Genomic DNA, 15,166 nt, shown 5'->3' on the forward strand with positions numbered 1-15,166 from the left:
GGCGGCTGCTCATTCGTCTGCGTGCGTCCCGTGAGCCCCGTGGGCCTCGACGTCGGGGAAGACGTAGTCAGCCGCGCGTGCGGCCCACGCCGAGCCGGCGGCCACCAGGACGAACCCGAGCGCGGCGACCCACGGCCCGAACGTGACTGACGCGCCGGTCGGGAGGCCGGACAGGGTCGGTTCGTCGTTTCCGGTGGAGGACATGAGTGTCCACACGAAGGCGAGATGGGCGGCGAGCACCACCAACGAGACGACGGCGCCCGCGGCGGCGAAAGCCCCGAGCCGCGTCACGGCGGTGACCCCCACCAGGAACAACAGCACGACGAGGCCGAGGAAGAGCACCGGGGCGACACTGCGCACGTCGATGATCTCCGTGATGCCCAGTGCGGTGATCTGGTCACCGCCGTCCGTGCGCAACCACGGCAGGTAGAGGCTGACCAGTGCGAGGGCGAGGCCGACGACGGCGATGAGGGCTCCGACGCGGTTCCTCACGTGCGGCACGACCTTCGTCCGGGCCGGGGTCCGGGTGGGCAGCGGGGAGCGGTGTGGGGAGGGGGGCGTGTACGCGGTCACTGTGATCACCCTTCCGGCGTGGATCGCGTGTGTGGTGCCCATCACATATTAACCGTGAAACCGCTGGAGAGCCACCTCGCGCGGGGTCAGCGGCGCCGGTTGGTGCGCCGCGTCGGCTCGGCCGTCATCGGGTCCTCCGGCCACGGGTGTCGCGGGTAACGGCCGCGCATCTCGGCCCGGACCGCGGGGTAGGCCTCCCGCCAGAAGAACCCGAGGTCGCGCGTGACCGCGAGCGGCCGTCCGGCGGGCGAGAGCAGGTGGACCGTCACCGGGACCCGACCGTCGCAGATACGGGGCGAGGTGGTCCAGCCGAAGCACTCCTGCAGCTTCACCGCGAGCACCGGCGGGTCGTCGGTCCCGACGGCGGGGTAGTCGACGCGGTACGACGACGAGGAGGGCACCTCCAGGCGGTCGGGCACGAGCTCGTCGAGCCGACCGGCCTCGGGCCACGGCAGCAGGCGTCGCAGGGCCGGGCCGAGGTCCCGTCCCGCGAAGCGGGAGCCATGGGCGAGGGCGTCGATCTCCGGGGCGAGCCAGTCGTCCAGCCGGTCGGCGAGTCCCGCCGCGGACACGTCCGGCCACGGCGCGCCGAGCTCGCGGCGTACCAGCGCGAGGCGGCACCACAGGCTGACGGCGTCGTCGTCGGGATCCAGTGCGGCGAACCCGCGGGCCCGGATCGCCGCCGACACCGCCTCCCGGGCGGCCGCGGGGGAGGGCCGCACCGGAGTGGAGGAGAGTTCGATCGCCCCGAGCCGGCGGATGCGTCGACCCGTGACCGCACCCCGGTCGAAGACGGCCGTCTCGTCGTCGTCGAGGAGGTGCGAGGCCGCACGCTCAGCGCCCTCCCGGTCCATCGGGGCGGCGGCGCGGATCACCGCGCCGGCCTCGCCGGCCGCGCGCCCGGCCGCACGTCCCACCTCGGCGACGGCGAGCCAGTCGTGGCCCGCCAGCCCGGAACCCGGCGGCAACACCGCGCCGGTCCCGGAAGTGAAGGTGTACTGGTCGCCGCGTCGGCGCGCGATGCGGTCCGGGTGGGCGAGCGCCACGACCGTCCCGACGGCGTCGTCCGACTCCATCCCGGCCGGGTCCGCGCCGCCGGATCGTCCGCTGACCATCCGCTCCAGTCGCCGGGCCTCGCGTTCCCACGTCGCCGCGTCCGGCGCCCGCCCCGCGCGCAGCGCACGCAGATTCGCCGTCAGGTCGCCGCCGGGGGAACGGCGACCAGACGCGAGCAGCGCGACCACCTCGGCGGCCACCTCCGCACCGACGAGTCCCGCGCCGTCCAGCAGTGCGCGGGCGTGACGGGGATCGGCGGGCACCCGCGCGAGGTCGCGCCCGCGGTCCGTGGCGCGTCCGTCGGCGTCGAGCGCCCCGAGCCCGCGCAACACGCTCTCGGCGCGGGTGATCTCCCCGGCCGGCGGCTGATCGGGCAGCGCCAGGCCCTCCGCCCGGGGCGCGCCCCAGCAGGCCACGTCCAGCGCGAAGGTCGTCAGGTCCGACGTCGCGATCGCCGCCGTGCGGTGGGCGGCCAGTCCCGCGTACTCCTGCTCGGTCAGGCAGCGCACCGCGAGCCCGGGGCCGAGGCGGGCGGCGCGGCCCGCGCGCTGCACGCACGAGTCGCGCGACGCCGACACCGTCACCAGCCCCGTCATGTCCCGTGCGATGTCTCGCCGCGGCTCGCGGCTCAGGCACGCGTCCACCACCAGCCGCACCCCGGCCACAGTCAGTGAGGACTCCGCCAGGTCGGTCGACACCACGATCCGCGGCAGCGCCGTGTCGCATTCGCCGCTCCGGCTCCGGGAACCGGACACCGCCCGGTCCTGGGCGGCGGCGTCCAGCCCGCCGTGCAGAGGTAGAACCTCGACCGCGTCCCCCAGCCGCGCGGCGAGCGACCGCACCACGCGCTCGATCTCGCGCACACCCGGCAGGAACACCAGGGCGTCGACCCCGCTCACGGTCACCTCGTGTGCCGTCACCGCCGCCACGTGATCGAGAAAGCCGTCGGCGACCCCGCGGGCGTCCAGGCGGGCGGTCGGCGGTGGGGCGTACCGGATCTCCAGGGGGTGCGATTCCGCAGGCACGTCGACGACGGGCGCCGCGGAACCCGCCCCGGGCTCCTCGGCCGCGGTCCCGCCGCCGAGCAGCCGGGCGAAGCGTCCCGCCTCGACCGTCGCGGACATCGCCACCACCGGCAGGTCGTCGCGCAGCTGCCGCACCTCACACAGCAGTGCGAAGGCCAGGTCGGACTCGACGTCGCGTTCGTGGACCTCGTCGAGCACCACGGCCCCGACGCCGGGCAGGTCGGGATCGGCGATCAACCGACGCACCAGTACCCCCGGAGTGACGAACTCGACGAGGGTGTCCCTGCCGACGCGCGAGTCCCCACGGACCGTGTAGCCCACCACGCCCCCGGGTCCGGTCCCCGTGAGTGCAGCCAGTCGCCGCGCCGCCGAGCGGGCGGCAACCCGACGGGGCTGGGTGACGATCACCCGTCCCGACACCCCGTCGGCGACGGCGACCGCGGGCGGGACGAGGGTCGTCTTGCCGGTGCCGGGCGGTGCCTGCACCACCGCGGTACCCGCCGTGGCGAGGGCGTCCCGCAGGGCCGGAAGAGCCCGGGCGAACGGCAGATCGCGGCCGATGCGGTCGAGATCGAACGCGCTCACGGGGCCTCGCCGCCGATCGCGTAGCTCATGGAGACGACCCTAGTGGCCGGCGAACCGGCCCGATGCGTGGCGTTCGCTGACGGCGTACACGATCATGCAATCGATCCCCGACCTGCCGCGTTGAACACTGGTGACGGGCCTCGTGCTGCTCCTGCGGTGCAGAGCGCCAGAACCGGCCACTACAGTGGTGAAAAACCGAGGAATGTGAGGTAGCACGATGTTCGAACGGTTTACCGACCGCGCGCGTCGCGTCGTCGTCCTGGCCCAGGAAGAGGCCAGGATGCTCAACCACAATTACATCGGCACCGAGCACATCCTGCTGGGTCTCATCCATGAGGGTGAGGGAGTGGCCGCCAAGGCCCTCGAGTCCCTCGGGATCTCGCTGGAAGCGGTGCGGAGTCAGGTCGAGGAGATCATCGGCCAGGGCCAGCAGGCGCCCAGCGGGCACATCCCGTTCACGCCGCGCGCCAAGAAGGTGCTGGAACTGAGCCTGCGGGAGGCGCTCCAGCTCGGCCACAACTACATCGGCACCGAGCACATCCTGCTCGGCCTGATCCGCGAGGGCGAGGGCGTGGCGGCCCAGGTGCTGGTCAAGCTCGGCGCCGACCTCACGCGGGTCCGCCAGCAGGTCATCCAGCTTCTCTCCGGTTACCAGGGTAAGGAGGCCGAGGCCTCCGGGACACCCGCGGGTACCGGTGGCCGCGAGTCCGGGACCCCGTCCTCGTCGACGGTCCTGGACCAGTTCGGCCGCAACCTCACCCAGGCCGCCATGGAGGGCAAGCTCGACCCGGTCGTCGGTCGCGCCAAGGAGGTGGAGCGCATCATGCAGGTGCTCTCCCGGCGCACCAAGAACAACCCGGTGCTCATCGGTGAGCCCGGCGTCGGTAAGACCGCGGTCGTCGAGGGCCTCGCGCAGGCCATCGTCAACAACGAGGTCCCCGAGACCCTCAAGGACAAGCAGCTCTACTCGCTGGACCTGGGCTCACTCGTGGCCGGTTCCCGCTACCGCGGTGACTTCGAGGAGCGTCTGAAGAAGGTGCTCAAGGAGATCAACCAGCGCGGCGACATCATCCTGTTCATCGACGAGATCCACACGCTCGTCGGCGCGGGAGCCGCGGAGGGCGCGATCGACGCCGCGTCGATCCTCAAGCCCAAGCTGGCCCGCGGCGAGCTGCAGACCATCGGTGCCACCACGCTCGAGGAGTACCGCAAGCACATCGAGAAGGACGCGGCCCTCGAGCGGCGCTTCCAGCCCGTTCAGGTTCCCGAGCCGGGCGTCGAGCTGTCCATCGAGATCCTCAAGGGTCTGCGGGACCGCTACGAGGCGCACCACCGCGTCACGATCACCGACGCGGCGCTGGCCGCCGCCGCCCAGCTCGCGGACCGGTACATCAACGACCGCTTCCTGCCGGACAAGGCGATCGACCTCATCGACGAGGCCGGTGCCCGCATGCGCATCAAGCGGATGACGGCTCCGCCGGACCTGCGCGAGTTCGACGAGAAGATCGCCGAGACCCGCCGCGAGAAGGAGTCCGCGATCGACGCGCAGGACTTCGAGAAGGCCGCCGGCCTGCGCGACACGGAGAAGAAGCTCATCGCCGAGCGCGCCGAGCGCGAGAAGCAGTGGCGCGCCGGTGACATGGACGTGGCCGCCGTGGTGGACGAGGAGCAGATCGCCGAGGTCCTGGGCAACTGGACCGGCATCCCCGTCTTCAAGCTCACCGAGGAGGAGACCACCCGTCTGCTCCGCATGGAGGAAGAGCTGCACAAGCGGATCATCGGCCAGGAGGACGCCATCAAGGCCGTCTCCCGGGCGATCCGCCGGACGCGTGCCGGGCTCAAGGATCCCAAGCGTCCCTCGGGCTCGTTCATCTTCGCCGGCCCGTCCGGCGTGGGTAAGACGGAGCTGTCCAAGGCGCTCGCGAACTTCCTGTTCGGTGAGGACGACGCGCTCATCCAGATCGACATGGGCGAGTTCCACGACCGCTTCACCGCCTCGCGGCTCTTCGGTGCGCCCCCCGGGTACGTCGGTTACGAGGAGGGTGGCCAGCTCACGGAGAAGGTGCGGCGCAAGCCGTTCTCGGTCGTCCTGTTCGACGAGATCGAGAAGGCGCACTCCGAGATCTACAACACCCTCCTCCAGGTGCTGGAGGACGGCCGTCTCACCGACGGTCAGGGACGCATGGTGGACTTCAAGAACACCGTGCTGATCTTCACCTCGAACCTCGGGACCAAGGACATCTCCAAGGCCGTCGGGATGGGCTTCCAGTCCTCCGACAACACCGAGGACGCCTACGAGCGGATGAAGCAGAAGGTCAACGACGAGCTGAAGAAGCACTTCCGCCCGGAGTTCCTCAACCGCATCGACGAGATCGTGGTGTTCCACCAGCTCACGCAGGAGCAGATCGTCCAGATGGTCGACCTCATGATCGGCCGTGTCCGGGACGCCCTGAAGGCCAAGGACATGGACATCGAGGTCTCCGATCGGGCCAAGAGCCTGCTCGCCAAGCGCGGGTTCGACCCGGTCCTGGGCGCGCGGCCGTTGCGTCGCACGATCCAGCGCGAGATCGAGGACACCCTCTCGGAGAAGATCCTCTTCGGCGAGGTCGCGGCCGGCGAGCTGGTGAAGGTCGACGTCGAGGGCTGGGACGGCGAGTCCGAGCGCACCGAGGACGCCAAGTTCACCTTCACCGGTGCTCCCCGCCCGGACGCCCCGCAGGACCGCCAGGGCGAGGAGATCTCGGCGAGCGTGGCGCCCACCGGCGAGGCCGGCCCGGGCGACTCCCTGCCGCCGAGCTCCGGCTTCGGTGGCGGCGCCACCGGAGGCCCCTCGGGCAGCGGCGGCGGCGCTGCTCCGGCCACCACCTGATCGCCTCCGGCGCCTGACATAGTGAAGGCCCCCGCCACACGGCGGGGGCCTTCCTGCGTCTGCGGGTGTCCACGCCGGTGGCGCGGAACCAGGCGTCCAGCAATCGGGCGATCACCAGCACGTGGTCTCCCGCCTCGAGGACGGCGCCCAGGGCTCGACGAGGAGATCCCCACGTTGAAAGCTCAGCAACGCGGGATCCTCACCGCGGCCGGACGGCTGGAGGACCTCCCGTACGAGAACGAATTCTCCACCTTCGTCTTCCTCCAGCCCGCCGAGGCGGGTTCGGCCTTCGCGCGCGGCGACGCCGACGCGTGGGCGATCTGGGATCCCTACACCACGATCGCACAGACGACGTCCGAGACGAGGACGCTCGCGTCCGCGGCGGGCGCGGGCAACGGCTTCTGGTTCAGCCTGGCCTCGCATGACGCGCTCGGCGACTCCCGCCGCCAGACGGCGATAGCGGACCTGCTCGTCCGCCTCGCCGAGGCGGGCACGTGGACCGCCGAGCACCCGCAGGAGTGGGTGCGGTTCTACGGCGAGGCGGTGGGCCTGACCCCGGAGGCGGCGGAGCTGTCCCAGGGCCGCAGCACGCGACAGCCGGTGGCGCTCGCGGACACGCTCGCCCGCGAGCAGGCACTCGCGGACGTGTTCACCGAGGACGGTCAGATCGATCCGGTGGACGTCGCGGCACTCGCTGACGACCGCTTCGCCGAGGACCTCGCTCCGGTGGTCGGACCGCTGCCCTGAGCCCGCCGCCGCACCGGCCGCCGCACCGGCCGCACATCCGCGGACCCGGTCAGGCGGTGACGCGGTGCCAGAGGGGGGCGATCGCTGCCCAGCCGACCATGCCGACGGTGGAATACAGCAGGGCCCACAGCACGCACCCGACGGTGACTGCGGGCAGGTACCTGCGCAGTGGCATCACGGTGAAGCCGGCGCTGAAGTTGATGGCGGTCTGCACTCCCACCGTGAGGAAGGACAGTGGTACCGCGATTACGCCGTAGCGGGCGGACAGCCGCTGGGCGCGCTGCATGGTCGGTCCCTCGAGCCGGTGGGCGAACCGCCCGCTGAGCCGGCCACCACGTAGCGCGCCCCGGCCGAGCCAGTAGGTGGCGTTGGCGCGCAGCATGACGATCACGAACAGCGTGCTGAACGCGAGGGCGAAGGGCTGCTCGGCGATCCGGTCCATACGAGGGATGTGCGGCGTGCGGTGCGGAAGGCGCGGCTGGTATCAGGCGGAGGCGGAGGGCTTGACGTCCATCACGACGTCGAACTCCAGCAGGTTGGCACCCTCGGCGACGGGCTCGCCCCGCTGGCCGGCGTGGGCGGCGCGGGCGTCCCCGTCGCGCCAGGCGGCGAACGATTCGTCGTCCTCCCACATGGTCACCACGAAGTAGCGGGTCTCCCCGCCGGTGGGACGCAGCAGCTGGAAGCCGAGGAAGCCGGGGGAGTTCTCCACCGTGTGGGCGCGCTCGGAGAAGCGGCGCTCGAGCTCGGCACCGGCCTGCGGCGGGACGTTGAGGGCGTTGATCTTCACGACGGCCATGCAGGTGAGCCTACCCTCAGTCGGCTACGCGGGCAGTGAGTACTGTTCCCCGGTCCGCACCACGAGTCCGTCGGCCAACAGGGAGTCCAGCGCGCGGTCGCGTTGGACCGTGTCCGGCCACACGGCGTCCAGGCGAGCGGAGGTGGCGGTGCCGTCGCCGTCGCGCAGCACGTCCAGCAGTAGGCCGCGCACCTGCCGGTCGGTGCCCGCGTACGTCTGCGCCTTGCGGCGGGGCCCGTCCCACGCGGGTCTGCCGGCGGCGACCCACGCGCACGATGCGGCGAGCGGGCACGCGTCGCAGTCGGGGGTGCGCGCGGTGCACACGAGCGCGCCCAGTTCCATCATCGCGATCGAGAACGCCACCGCCTCCTGGCGATCGTCGGGGAGCAGCGCCTCCACGGCGGCGAGGTCGCGCCGGATCGACGGCGGCCCGGCCTCGGCGACCCCGTTGACCGCCCGGGCGACGACGCGCCGCACGTTGGTGTCGACCACCGGTACCGCCTGTCCGTGGGCGAAGCAGGCGACGGCGCGCGCGGTGTAGTCGCCGACGCCGGGGAGCGTGAGGAGGTCCTCGACCTCGGTGGGGACCTCGCCGTGGAACTTCTCGACGACGACGGCAGCGCACTCCCGCAGTCGCAACGCCCGCCGCGGGTAGCCGAGTTTGCCCCACATGCGGATCACGTCCGCGGGGGCGGCGGCGGCGAGTTCGGCCGGGCCCGGCCACCGCGCGAGCCAGTCGCGCCAGACCGGCTCGACCCGGGCGACGGGCGTCTGCTGACTCATCACCTCACACAACAGGATCTCCCAGGCGCTCACGCCGTCCTCGCGCCAAGGCAGGGGACGGCCGGCACCGGAGAACCAGGAGAGCAGGGAGGGAGTGTCGATGCCGTGGGCCCCGGGGGAGGTCACCGATGATCCCTCCGGAAGGTACGTGCACAATGTGAGACATGCCTCATACCAACCCGATCAGTGCCTGGGCCTCGCTGCGCGACGGCAACCACCGGTTCGTCGAGGGCCAGATGCGTCATCCGAGTCAGAATACCGAGCGGCGCGAGAAGCTCGTCGCCGCGCAGCACCCCAAGGCGGTGCTGTTCGGGTGCTCCGACTCGCGGGTGGCGGCCGAGATCATCTTCGACCAAGGTCTCGGTGACCTGTTCGTCATCCGCACGGCGGGTCACATCATCGACACCGCGGTGCTCGGGTCCATCGAGTACGCCGTGCACGTGCTCGACACCCCTCTGATCGTCGTGCTGGGCCACGACAGCTGTGGCGCGGTGAAGGCCACCACGGACGCGTTGGCGACCGGGGAGATCCCGCCCGGTTTCCTGCGTGACGTGGTCGAGAAGGTGTCGCCGTCGATCCTCAACGGCCGTCGCGAGGGACTGAGCACGACAGACGACTTCGAGGCGCGCCACGTGCTGGAGACGGGCGAACTGCTCAAGCAGCGGTCCAAGATCATCAGCGACCGGATCGACGAGGGCCGTCTGGCGATCGTCGGGGTCACCTACAAGCTCTCCGACGGTCACGCGTACCTCCGCAGCGCCATCGGAGACGTCCAGGACGTCCCGCACGGCCCGGGCGAGGAGATGGTCGCGGTCTAGCGGCCACCCACCGGCGGTGCCGTCTGGGGGACACGCCGCGCCGCAGGTCCGACGGGGCGCGGGCTCGGCTCTAGAGTTGGGCACGTGCACGAACCCCAGGGCCCCCTTCCGCGTGAAGTCTATGTGCGTCGCCGCGTCGCCGCGGTGGTCGTCGCGGTCGTCGCCGCCCTGGTCGTGGTGCTCGCGCTCTTCCTCGCCTCGCGGGACACCGGCACGGACACCCAGGAGACCGCCACCGGCGACGCGGGCTCCACTGAGCCGGTGGCCACCTCGGAGACGTCGACCACCGAGACCTCGTCGCGCGACGACGACGGTGGTGCCTCGCGGGGCCGGTGCGCGGACGAGGACCTGCGCCTGGACGTCTGGCCCGCCGAGCCGAACGTGGCGGTGGGGCAGGACGTGCGGTTCTTCGTGAACATCGTCAACGTCTCGGACACCACCTGCGACCGCGATCTGGCGGAGGCGCCGCTGTCGTTCGAGGTGTACCGCCTGGACGACAACTCCAAGGTGTGGTCGAGCATCGACTGCACGACCCCGCGCGACGAGGACGAGGTCGAGTTGCGTCCCGACGAGCCCGAGCCGCGGCAGATCGACTGGACCGGCCGCCGCTCGGCGGAGGGCGCGTGCTCCGAGGCAGACCGCACGCCCGTGGAGGTGGGCGCGTACCAGGTGTACGCGCTGGTCGGGAACGTCTTCAGCCCGGCGGCCACGTTCAACGTCGTCGAGGCCCCCGAGTCCTGAGCCGCGCCCGGGTCAGACGATGCCCAGGCCCGTGAGGCGCTGGTGGACGTGCCGCGCCCACAGCGCGCCGACGCCCTCGACGTCCGCGAAGTCCGACTGCTCGGCCGAGAGCAGCGCCGGGACCGAGCCGAAGCGCTCGACGAGGGCCGTGATCTGCACCGGCCGCAGGCGCGGGATGTGCGTCAGCATGCGGTACCCCCGGGCGGTCACGTGGTCGTCGAGATCCTCGGGCTCGGCCGGCAGCCCCAGGCAGCGCGCCACCGGAGCGGGCAGGAGGAGGTCGGCGTCGGAGAGTGCGGCCAGCCGCTCGAGCCCGACCTCGATCTGCTCGGCGGTCGGGACGGGGCGGCGATCACCGTCGACAGGCTCGACCCGCAGGTGGTCGGCCACGAGACCCCGCAGTTCATCCGGGGTGTCGGAGAGCAGCTCCTCCAGCTGGAGAGCGGTCTGCCGGCCGTACTCGCCCATCTCCACGGTGAGCTCGGCGAGCTCGGCGCCCAGGCGCTCGAGGCGGAGCAATCGCTGGGCCATGGCCACCACGTCGCGGACGGAGGCGTAGTCGCCCATCTCCGCCCGGTCGAGTCGGGCGCGGGCGCGGGCGGCGTGGGCACCGTGACGCTCCATGGTCGCGACCGTCTGGTCGGCGCGCGCGAGCAGCACGACCGGGTCCGCGAGCACGCGGGCCAGACCGCCGGCGTAGACGGTGACCGTGGTCATCGACGCCGAGACGGCGACGGTGGGCACGCCGGTGTGCGCGGCCGTCCGCTCCGCGGCGCGGTGTCGGGTGCCCGTCTCGACGGCGGGCAGCGAAGGATCCGGTACGAGATGGACGTTGGCACGGGTGATGCGGGAACCATCGGTGGAGAGCACGACCGCGCCGTCCATCTTGCTCAGTTCTCGCAGGCGGGCCGGGGTGAACTCGACGTCGAGTTCCACGCCGCCGTCGCAGACGGCCCGGACGACCGGGTCGTCGCCGAGCACCACGAGGCCACCGGTGCCGCTGCGACGGATCCGGTCGAGTGCGTCACGCAGCGCCGTGCCCGGGGCGAGACGGCGCAGCACGGCGCGCATCTCGGGGTCGACCGACGAACCGTCAGCCGAGCGGGCGGAGAGGGCGGACGTGTCAGTGCCCCTCGGACTCGCCGACGAACTCCGTCGGACGGGTGTACTCGCCGGCCTCGAGGATCTCACCGACGACGGCGGCCAAGGTCTCGATGCGGTCGCCGTTCGAGAAGGAGACGGTGGCGGGCACCGAGGTGCCGATGCTCAGGTCCTCCGCCGACGGCAGGGTGGCGGTGGTCTGCTCGACGCACACGCCCTCGACCGGGACGGGCTCGGCGTTCTCGCGGGCGTCGACCACGATCGAGCAGCCACGCTCGAGCGGCTGAGTCTCACCGAGTTGGACGGGGGTCCCGTCGATCTGGACGCTGTCCAGGGAGACGGGCTCACCCAGGCCGTGGCCGCTGAAGGAGGCGACGAAGCCGACGCGGGCCTCCCCGCCGTTCTCGGGGACGACCACCTGCAGGTCGTTGACCGCGAGGTCGCCGGCCTCACCGCGTCCACCGTCGACCGCGGCGACCTGGTTGGCCGTCTGCGAGACCTGGCCGGCGCTGCAGGCCGACGCCCCGAGGGCGGCGCCCACGGCCAGGACTACGAGCGCGGTGCGGCGCAGGCCGGTGTTCGGTGAAGTCACGTCAGGCTCCTCGGGGATGGTCGTCTCTCAGGCCGGTCTCATCGTAGTCCACTGCGGGTCCGGACCTGCGGCAGAGTGTCCCGCTCCCGCCCCCGCGAACGTGCCGTCACGCCCGGCAGGTTGCTGACCTGCGCAAACGGAAAACGCCTGCACTGAGGGCGTGCTAAGATAGGTAAGTCGAAAGGGGAAAGCCACTCATGGAGTTCAAGGTCGGCGACACCGTCGTCTACCCGCATCACGGCGCCGCCACCATTCAGGCGATCGAGATGCGGACGGTCAAGGGCACCGAGAAGGAATACCTCGTCCTCAAGGTCTCACAGGGCGACCTCACGGTGAAGGTACCGGCCGAGAACGCCGAGTACGTGGGCGTGCGCGACGTCGTGGACCAGGCGGGTCTCGACAAGGTCTTCGAGGTCCTGCGCACCGAGCACGCGGAGGAGCCCACCAACTGGTCCCGCCGCTACAAGGCCAACGGCGAGAAGCTCGCCTCCGGTGACGTCAACAAGGTGGCCGAGGTCGTCCGTGACCTCTGGCGCCGCGACCTCGACCGCGGCCTGTCCGCCGGCGAGAAGCGGATGCTCGCCAAGGCGCGCCAGGTGCTCGTCGGTGAGCTGGCGCTCGCCGAGCGCTCCGACGAGGAGCGTGCGGACGCCCTCCTCGACGAGGTGCTGGGCTCCGCCGCCCCGGCGTGACACCCGCCGCCCACCAGACGGCATGACGGGTCAGCGCACGCCCGGGGACGCGCCCGGACACGGTATCGACGGCCACCCCGCCCGCACGGGCAGGGTGGCCGCCGTCGTCCCCGCGGCCGGATCCGGCGTCCGGCTCGGAGCAGGACTGCCCAAGGCGTTCGTCGAGCTACACGGCCGCACCATGCTCGAGCGGGCCGTCGCCGGCCTGCTGACCTCCGGTGCCGTCGACGACGTCGTCGCCGTGGTCCCCGCGGACCGCGTCGCACAGGCCGAGTCGGAGCTGGCCCACCTCCGGGACGACGACCACCTCGTCGTCGTCACCACCGGGGGCGCGGAGCGCACCGACTCGGTGCGCAACGGTCTCGCGGCGCTGACCGCCCACCGACGCCGCCCCCGCGCGGCGGTCTACGACGTCCTGCTCGTGCACGACGCGGCGCGCTGCCTCACGCCCCCCGACGCGATCCGGCGCGTGGTGACGGCCGTTCGCGGCGGCGCGGTCGCGGTGGTCCCCGTCCTCCCGGTCGTCGACACCGTCAAGCAGGTCGACGCTGACGGCTACGTCGTCGGCACTCCCGACCGTGCCGCCCTCCGCGCCGTTCAGACGCCCCAGGGCTTCGCGCCCGACGTCCTGCTCGCCGCCTACGACGCCGCCGGGGACGTGACCACCGACGACGCAGGACTCGTCGAGCGGACCGGCGACCGCGTCGCCACGGTCCCCGGCGACCCGCTCGCGTTCAAGATCACCACCGCCGATGACCACGCCCGGGCCCTCGCCGAACTCGACCCCGGTGCGCCCGCCCCCGGCGCGCTCGTCCACGTCGGCCCCCAGGAGGAGAAATGACCGGACCCGTCATCCCCCGAGTCGGGATCGGCACCGACGCCCACCGCGTCGAACCGGGCAAGCCCTGCATGATGGCCTGCCTGCACTTCCCCGACGACCACGGCTGCGAGGGGCACTCCGACGGCGACGTCGTGGCCCACTCCCTGATCGACGCCCTGCTGTCGGCCGCCGGGCTCGGCGACCTCGGTGCTCTCGTCGGAACCGGGCGGCCCGAGTACGACGACGTCTCCGGCGAACGACTGCTGCGCGAGGCGTGCGACGAACTGGCTCGGCACGGATGGATCATCGGCAACGCCGCCGTCCAGATGGTCGGCAACCGCCCCAAGATGGGCCCCCGACGCGTCGAGGCCGAACGACGGCTCGGTGAGATCATCGGCGCACCCGTCTCCGTCTCCGCCACCACCACTGACGGAATGGGCTTCACGGGACGCGGCGAGGGGGTCTCCGCCGTCGCCACGGCGCTGGTCTACCGGGCCTGACGCGGGCGCACCGGTAGACTCGGGCCCCGTGACGCTCCATCTCTACGACACCGCCACCCGCTCCCTCCGGGAGTTCACCCCCGTCCGGGAAGGGCACGCGTCGGTCTACCTGTGTGGAGCCACCCCCCAGGCCATACCCCACATCGGTCACGTCCGCTCCGGCGTCGCGTTCGACGTCCTGCGCCGCTGGCTGATCGCCACCGGCTACGACGTCGCGTTCGTGCGCAACGTCACGGACATCGACGACAAGATCCTCACCAAAGCCGCGGAGAACGGCCGCCCCTGGTGGGAGTGGGCCGCAACCCACGAACGCGAGTTCACCCGCGCCTACGACGCGCTCGGCGTGCTACCGCCGTCCACCGAACCCCGCGCCACCGGGCACATGACCCAGATGATCGAGTACATGGAACGCCTCATCGAGCGCGGGTACGCCTACCCGGCCGAGGGCAGCGTCTACTTCGACGTCGCGGCGTGGTCGGCCGCGCCCGAGGGCGACTACGGGCACCTGTCCGGCCACCGGCTCGACGAGGTCGACCAGGGAGAGGCCGCCGACCTGCGCGGCAAGCGGGACCCCCGCGACTTCGCGCTGTGGAAGGCCGCCAAGCCGGGCGAACCCAGCTGGCCCACACCCTGGGGCGACGGTCGGCCCGGCTGGCACCTCGAGTGCTCCGCGATGGCCACCTGGTACCTGGGCGGCACTTTCGACATCCACGGCGGCGGGCTCGACCTGCAGTTCCCGCACCACGAGAACGAGGCCGCGCAGTCTCACGCCGCCGGCGACGGGTTCGCCCGCTACTGGCTGCACAACGGCTGGGTGACGATGGCCGGCGAGAAGATGAGCAAGTCGCTCGGCAACGTGCTCAGCGTGCCGAACATCCTCACCGCCGTCCGGCCGGTGGAACTGCGCTACTACCTCGGAAGTGCGCATTACCGCTCGATGCTGGAATACTCTCCCGAAGCACTGCAGGAGGCGGCCGCCGCGTACCGGCGGATCGAGGCGTTCGTGCAGCGGGTGGACGAGGCCGCAAAGTCGGGCACGGGGCCGGACGTCGGGGTGCCCGTCGGTGAGTGGACGGAGGCGTTCGCCGCCGCGATGGACGACGATCTGGGGGTGCCCGCCGCACTGGCGGAGATCCACGGCCGGGTCCGGGCCGGCAACACCGCGCTGTCGGCGGGCGACACGGAAGCGGCGCTTACCGCGGCCTCGTCCGTCCGGGCGATGACCGCGGTACTCGGGGTCGACCCGCTCGACCCGCAGTGGACCTCCGCCGCGGGCGGCGACGACGCCGCCCTCACCGCCCTCGACCTCCTCGTCCGCGCGGAGCTCGAGGCCCGCGCTCAGGCACGGGCCGACAAGGATTTCGCCACCGCCGACGCCATCCGTGACCGACTGGTCGCGGCGGGTATCGACGTGGCCGACACCGCGGACGGCCAGAAGTGGTCGCTCGCCCACCGGAAGGACTGA

Annotated in this window: 15 protein-coding genes; 8 read left to right on the forward strand and 7 right to left on the reverse strand. The window is 72.0% G+C overall.

All coding sequences use genetic code 11. The annotated features are described in order from the left end of the window. Positions 1-9 precede the first annotated feature (9 nt). Together C3V38_RS08970 and hrpB are read right to left on the reverse strand one after the other, a co-directional pair. Positions 10-492, reverse strand: coding sequence for a hypothetical protein (locus C3V38_RS08970; RefSeq protein ID WP_106386434.1), 483 nt, complete (start codon positions 490-492; stop codon positions 10-12). Between the two features lie 167 nt (positions 493-659). After that, positions 660-3,239, reverse strand: a complete 2,580-nt coding sequence (hrpB, locus tag C3V38_RS08975) for an ATP-dependent helicase HrpB (RefSeq protein ID WP_106385599.1) — start codon at positions 3,237-3,239, stop codon at positions 660-662. Between the two features lie 217 nt (positions 3,240-3,456). Here hrpB and C3V38_RS08980 point away from each other — a divergent pair, with 217 nt between their 5' ends. Both C3V38_RS08980 and C3V38_RS08985 read left to right on the forward strand, forming a co-directional pair. Further along, the gene (locus tag C3V38_RS08980) at positions 3,457-6,108 is read left to right on the forward strand and encodes an ATP-dependent Clp protease ATP-binding subunit (protein WP_106385600.1); all 2,652 of its coding nucleotides are present in this window, start codon (positions 3,457-3,459) and stop codon (positions 6,106-6,108) included. Between the two features lie 174 nt (positions 6,109-6,282). Beyond that, positions 6,283-6,855, forward strand: a complete 573-nt coding sequence (locus C3V38_RS08985; RefSeq protein ID WP_254425933.1) for a hypothetical protein — start codon at positions 6,283-6,285, stop codon at positions 6,853-6,855. Positions 6,856-6,904: 49 nt separating this feature from the next. Here the strand turns inward: C3V38_RS08985 and C3V38_RS08990 are convergent, their stop codons facing one another. Genes C3V38_RS08990 through C3V38_RS09000 form a run of 3 tightly spaced genes read right to left on the reverse strand, consistent with a single transcriptional unit; the run spans position 6,905 to position 8,563 of the window. Beyond that, on the reverse strand, positions 6,905-7,297 hold the full coding sequence (locus C3V38_RS08990; protein WP_061916548.1) for a DedA family protein: 393 nt from the start codon (positions 7,295-7,297) through the stop codon (positions 6,905-6,907). Between the two features lie 42 nt (positions 7,298-7,339). After that, positions 7,340-7,654, reverse strand: a complete 315-nt coding sequence (locus tag C3V38_RS08995; protein WP_061227465.1) for an antibiotic biosynthesis monooxygenase — start codon at positions 7,652-7,654, stop codon at positions 7,340-7,342. A gap of 24 nt (positions 7,655-7,678) precedes the next feature. After that, positions 7,679-8,563 (reverse strand): A/G-specific adenine glycosylase, encoded by an 885-nt coding sequence (locus tag C3V38_RS09000; RefSeq protein WP_165001096.1) that lies wholly within the window; start codon positions 8,561-8,563, stop codon positions 7,679-7,681. Between the two features lie 38 nt (positions 8,564-8,601). Between C3V38_RS09000 and C3V38_RS09005 the strand changes: the two genes are divergently transcribed. Both C3V38_RS09005 and C3V38_RS09010 read left to right on the forward strand, forming a co-directional pair. Beyond that, complete coding sequence (locus C3V38_RS09005) at positions 8,602-9,255, forward strand: carbonic anhydrase (RefSeq protein WP_061916542.1); 654 nt, start codon at positions 8,602-8,604, stop codon at positions 9,253-9,255. A gap of 84 nt (positions 9,256-9,339) precedes the next feature. Next, positions 9,340-9,996: a hypothetical protein gene (locus C3V38_RS09010; protein WP_061227463.1), complete on the forward strand. Its 657-nt coding sequence runs from the start codon at positions 9,340-9,342 to the stop codon at positions 9,994-9,996. Positions 9,997-10,008: 12 nt separating this feature from the next. Here C3V38_RS09010 and disA read toward each other — a convergent pair whose 3' ends face one another. Next, positions 10,009-11,067 (reverse strand): DNA integrity scanning diadenylate cyclase DisA, encoded by a 1,059-nt coding sequence (disA, locus tag C3V38_RS09015; RefSeq protein WP_061227462.1) that lies wholly within the window; start codon positions 11,065-11,067, stop codon positions 10,009-10,011. Between the two features lie 52 nt (positions 11,068-11,119). Next, positions 11,120-11,689: a hypothetical protein gene (locus tag C3V38_RS09020; protein ID WP_106385601.1), complete on the reverse strand. Its 570-nt coding sequence runs from the start codon at positions 11,687-11,689 to the stop codon at positions 11,120-11,122. 197 nt (positions 11,690-11,886) lie between these two features. Between C3V38_RS09020 and C3V38_RS09025 the strand changes: the two genes are divergently transcribed. From C3V38_RS09025 to cysS, 4 genes are read left to right on the forward strand one after another with little or no spacing between them, the layout of a single operon-like run. Beyond that, positions 11,887-12,381, forward strand: a complete 495-nt coding sequence (locus C3V38_RS09025) for a CarD family transcriptional regulator (RefSeq protein ID WP_061916532.1) — start codon at positions 11,887-11,889, stop codon at positions 12,379-12,381. A gap of 22 nt (positions 12,382-12,403) precedes the next feature. Beyond that, on the forward strand, positions 12,404-13,222 hold the full coding sequence (ispD, locus tag C3V38_RS09030) for a 2-C-methyl-D-erythritol 4-phosphate cytidylyltransferase (RefSeq protein ID WP_244881614.1): 819 nt from the start codon (positions 12,404-12,406) through the stop codon (positions 13,220-13,222). Next, positions 13,219-13,701 (forward strand): 2-C-methyl-D-erythritol 2,4-cyclodiphosphate synthase, encoded by a 483-nt coding sequence (gene ispF, locus C3V38_RS09035; RefSeq protein ID WP_106385602.1) that lies wholly within the window; start codon positions 13,219-13,221, stop codon positions 13,699-13,701. The genes ispD and ispF overlap by 4 nt, the downstream gene beginning before the upstream one ends. A 28-nt stretch (positions 13,702-13,729) precedes the next feature. Continuing rightward, positions 13,730-15,166, forward strand: a complete 1,437-nt coding sequence (gene cysS / locus C3V38_RS09040; protein ID WP_106385603.1) for a cysteine--tRNA ligase — start codon at positions 13,730-13,732, stop codon at positions 15,164-15,166.

It is taken from the genome of Dietzia sp. oral taxon 368 (assembly GCF_002999155.1).
GTDB lineage: Bacteria > Actinomycetota > Actinomycetes > Mycobacteriales > Mycobacteriaceae > Dietzia > Dietzia cinnamea.

What these genes read in the sequence shown, in the direction of transcription:
- C3V38_RS08990 (WP_061916548.1), bottom strand. Translation starts at nt 7,297, where the DNA reads ATGGACCGGATCGCCGAGCAGCCCTTCGCCCTCGCGTTCAGCACGCTG.
- ispD (WP_244881614.1), top strand. Translation starts at nt 12,404, where the DNA reads ATGACGGGTCAGCGCACGCCCGGGGACGCGCCCGGACACGGTATCGAC.
- C3V38_RS08980 (WP_106385600.1), top strand. Translation starts at nt 3,457, where the DNA reads ATGTTCGAACGGTTTACCGACCGCGCGCGTCGCGTCGTCGTCCTGGCC.
- C3V38_RS09025 (WP_061916532.1), top strand. Translation starts at nt 11,887, where the DNA reads ATGGAGTTCAAGGTCGGCGACACCGTCGTCTACCCGCATCACGGCGCC.
- disA (WP_061227462.1), bottom strand. Translation starts at nt 11,067, where the DNA reads ATGCGCGCCGTGCTGCGCCGTCTCGCCCCGGGCACGGCGCTGCGTGAC.
- ispF (WP_106385602.1), top strand. Translation starts at nt 13,219, where the DNA reads ATGACCGGACCCGTCATCCCCCGAGTCGGGATCGGCACCGACGCCCAC.
- C3V38_RS08995 (WP_061227465.1), bottom strand. Translation starts at nt 7,654, where the DNA reads ATGGCCGTCGTGAAGATCAACGCCCTCAACGTCCCGCCGCAGGCCGGT.
- C3V38_RS09005 (WP_061916542.1), top strand. Translation starts at nt 8,602, where the DNA reads ATGCCTCATACCAACCCGATCAGTGCCTGGGCCTCGCTGCGCGACGGC.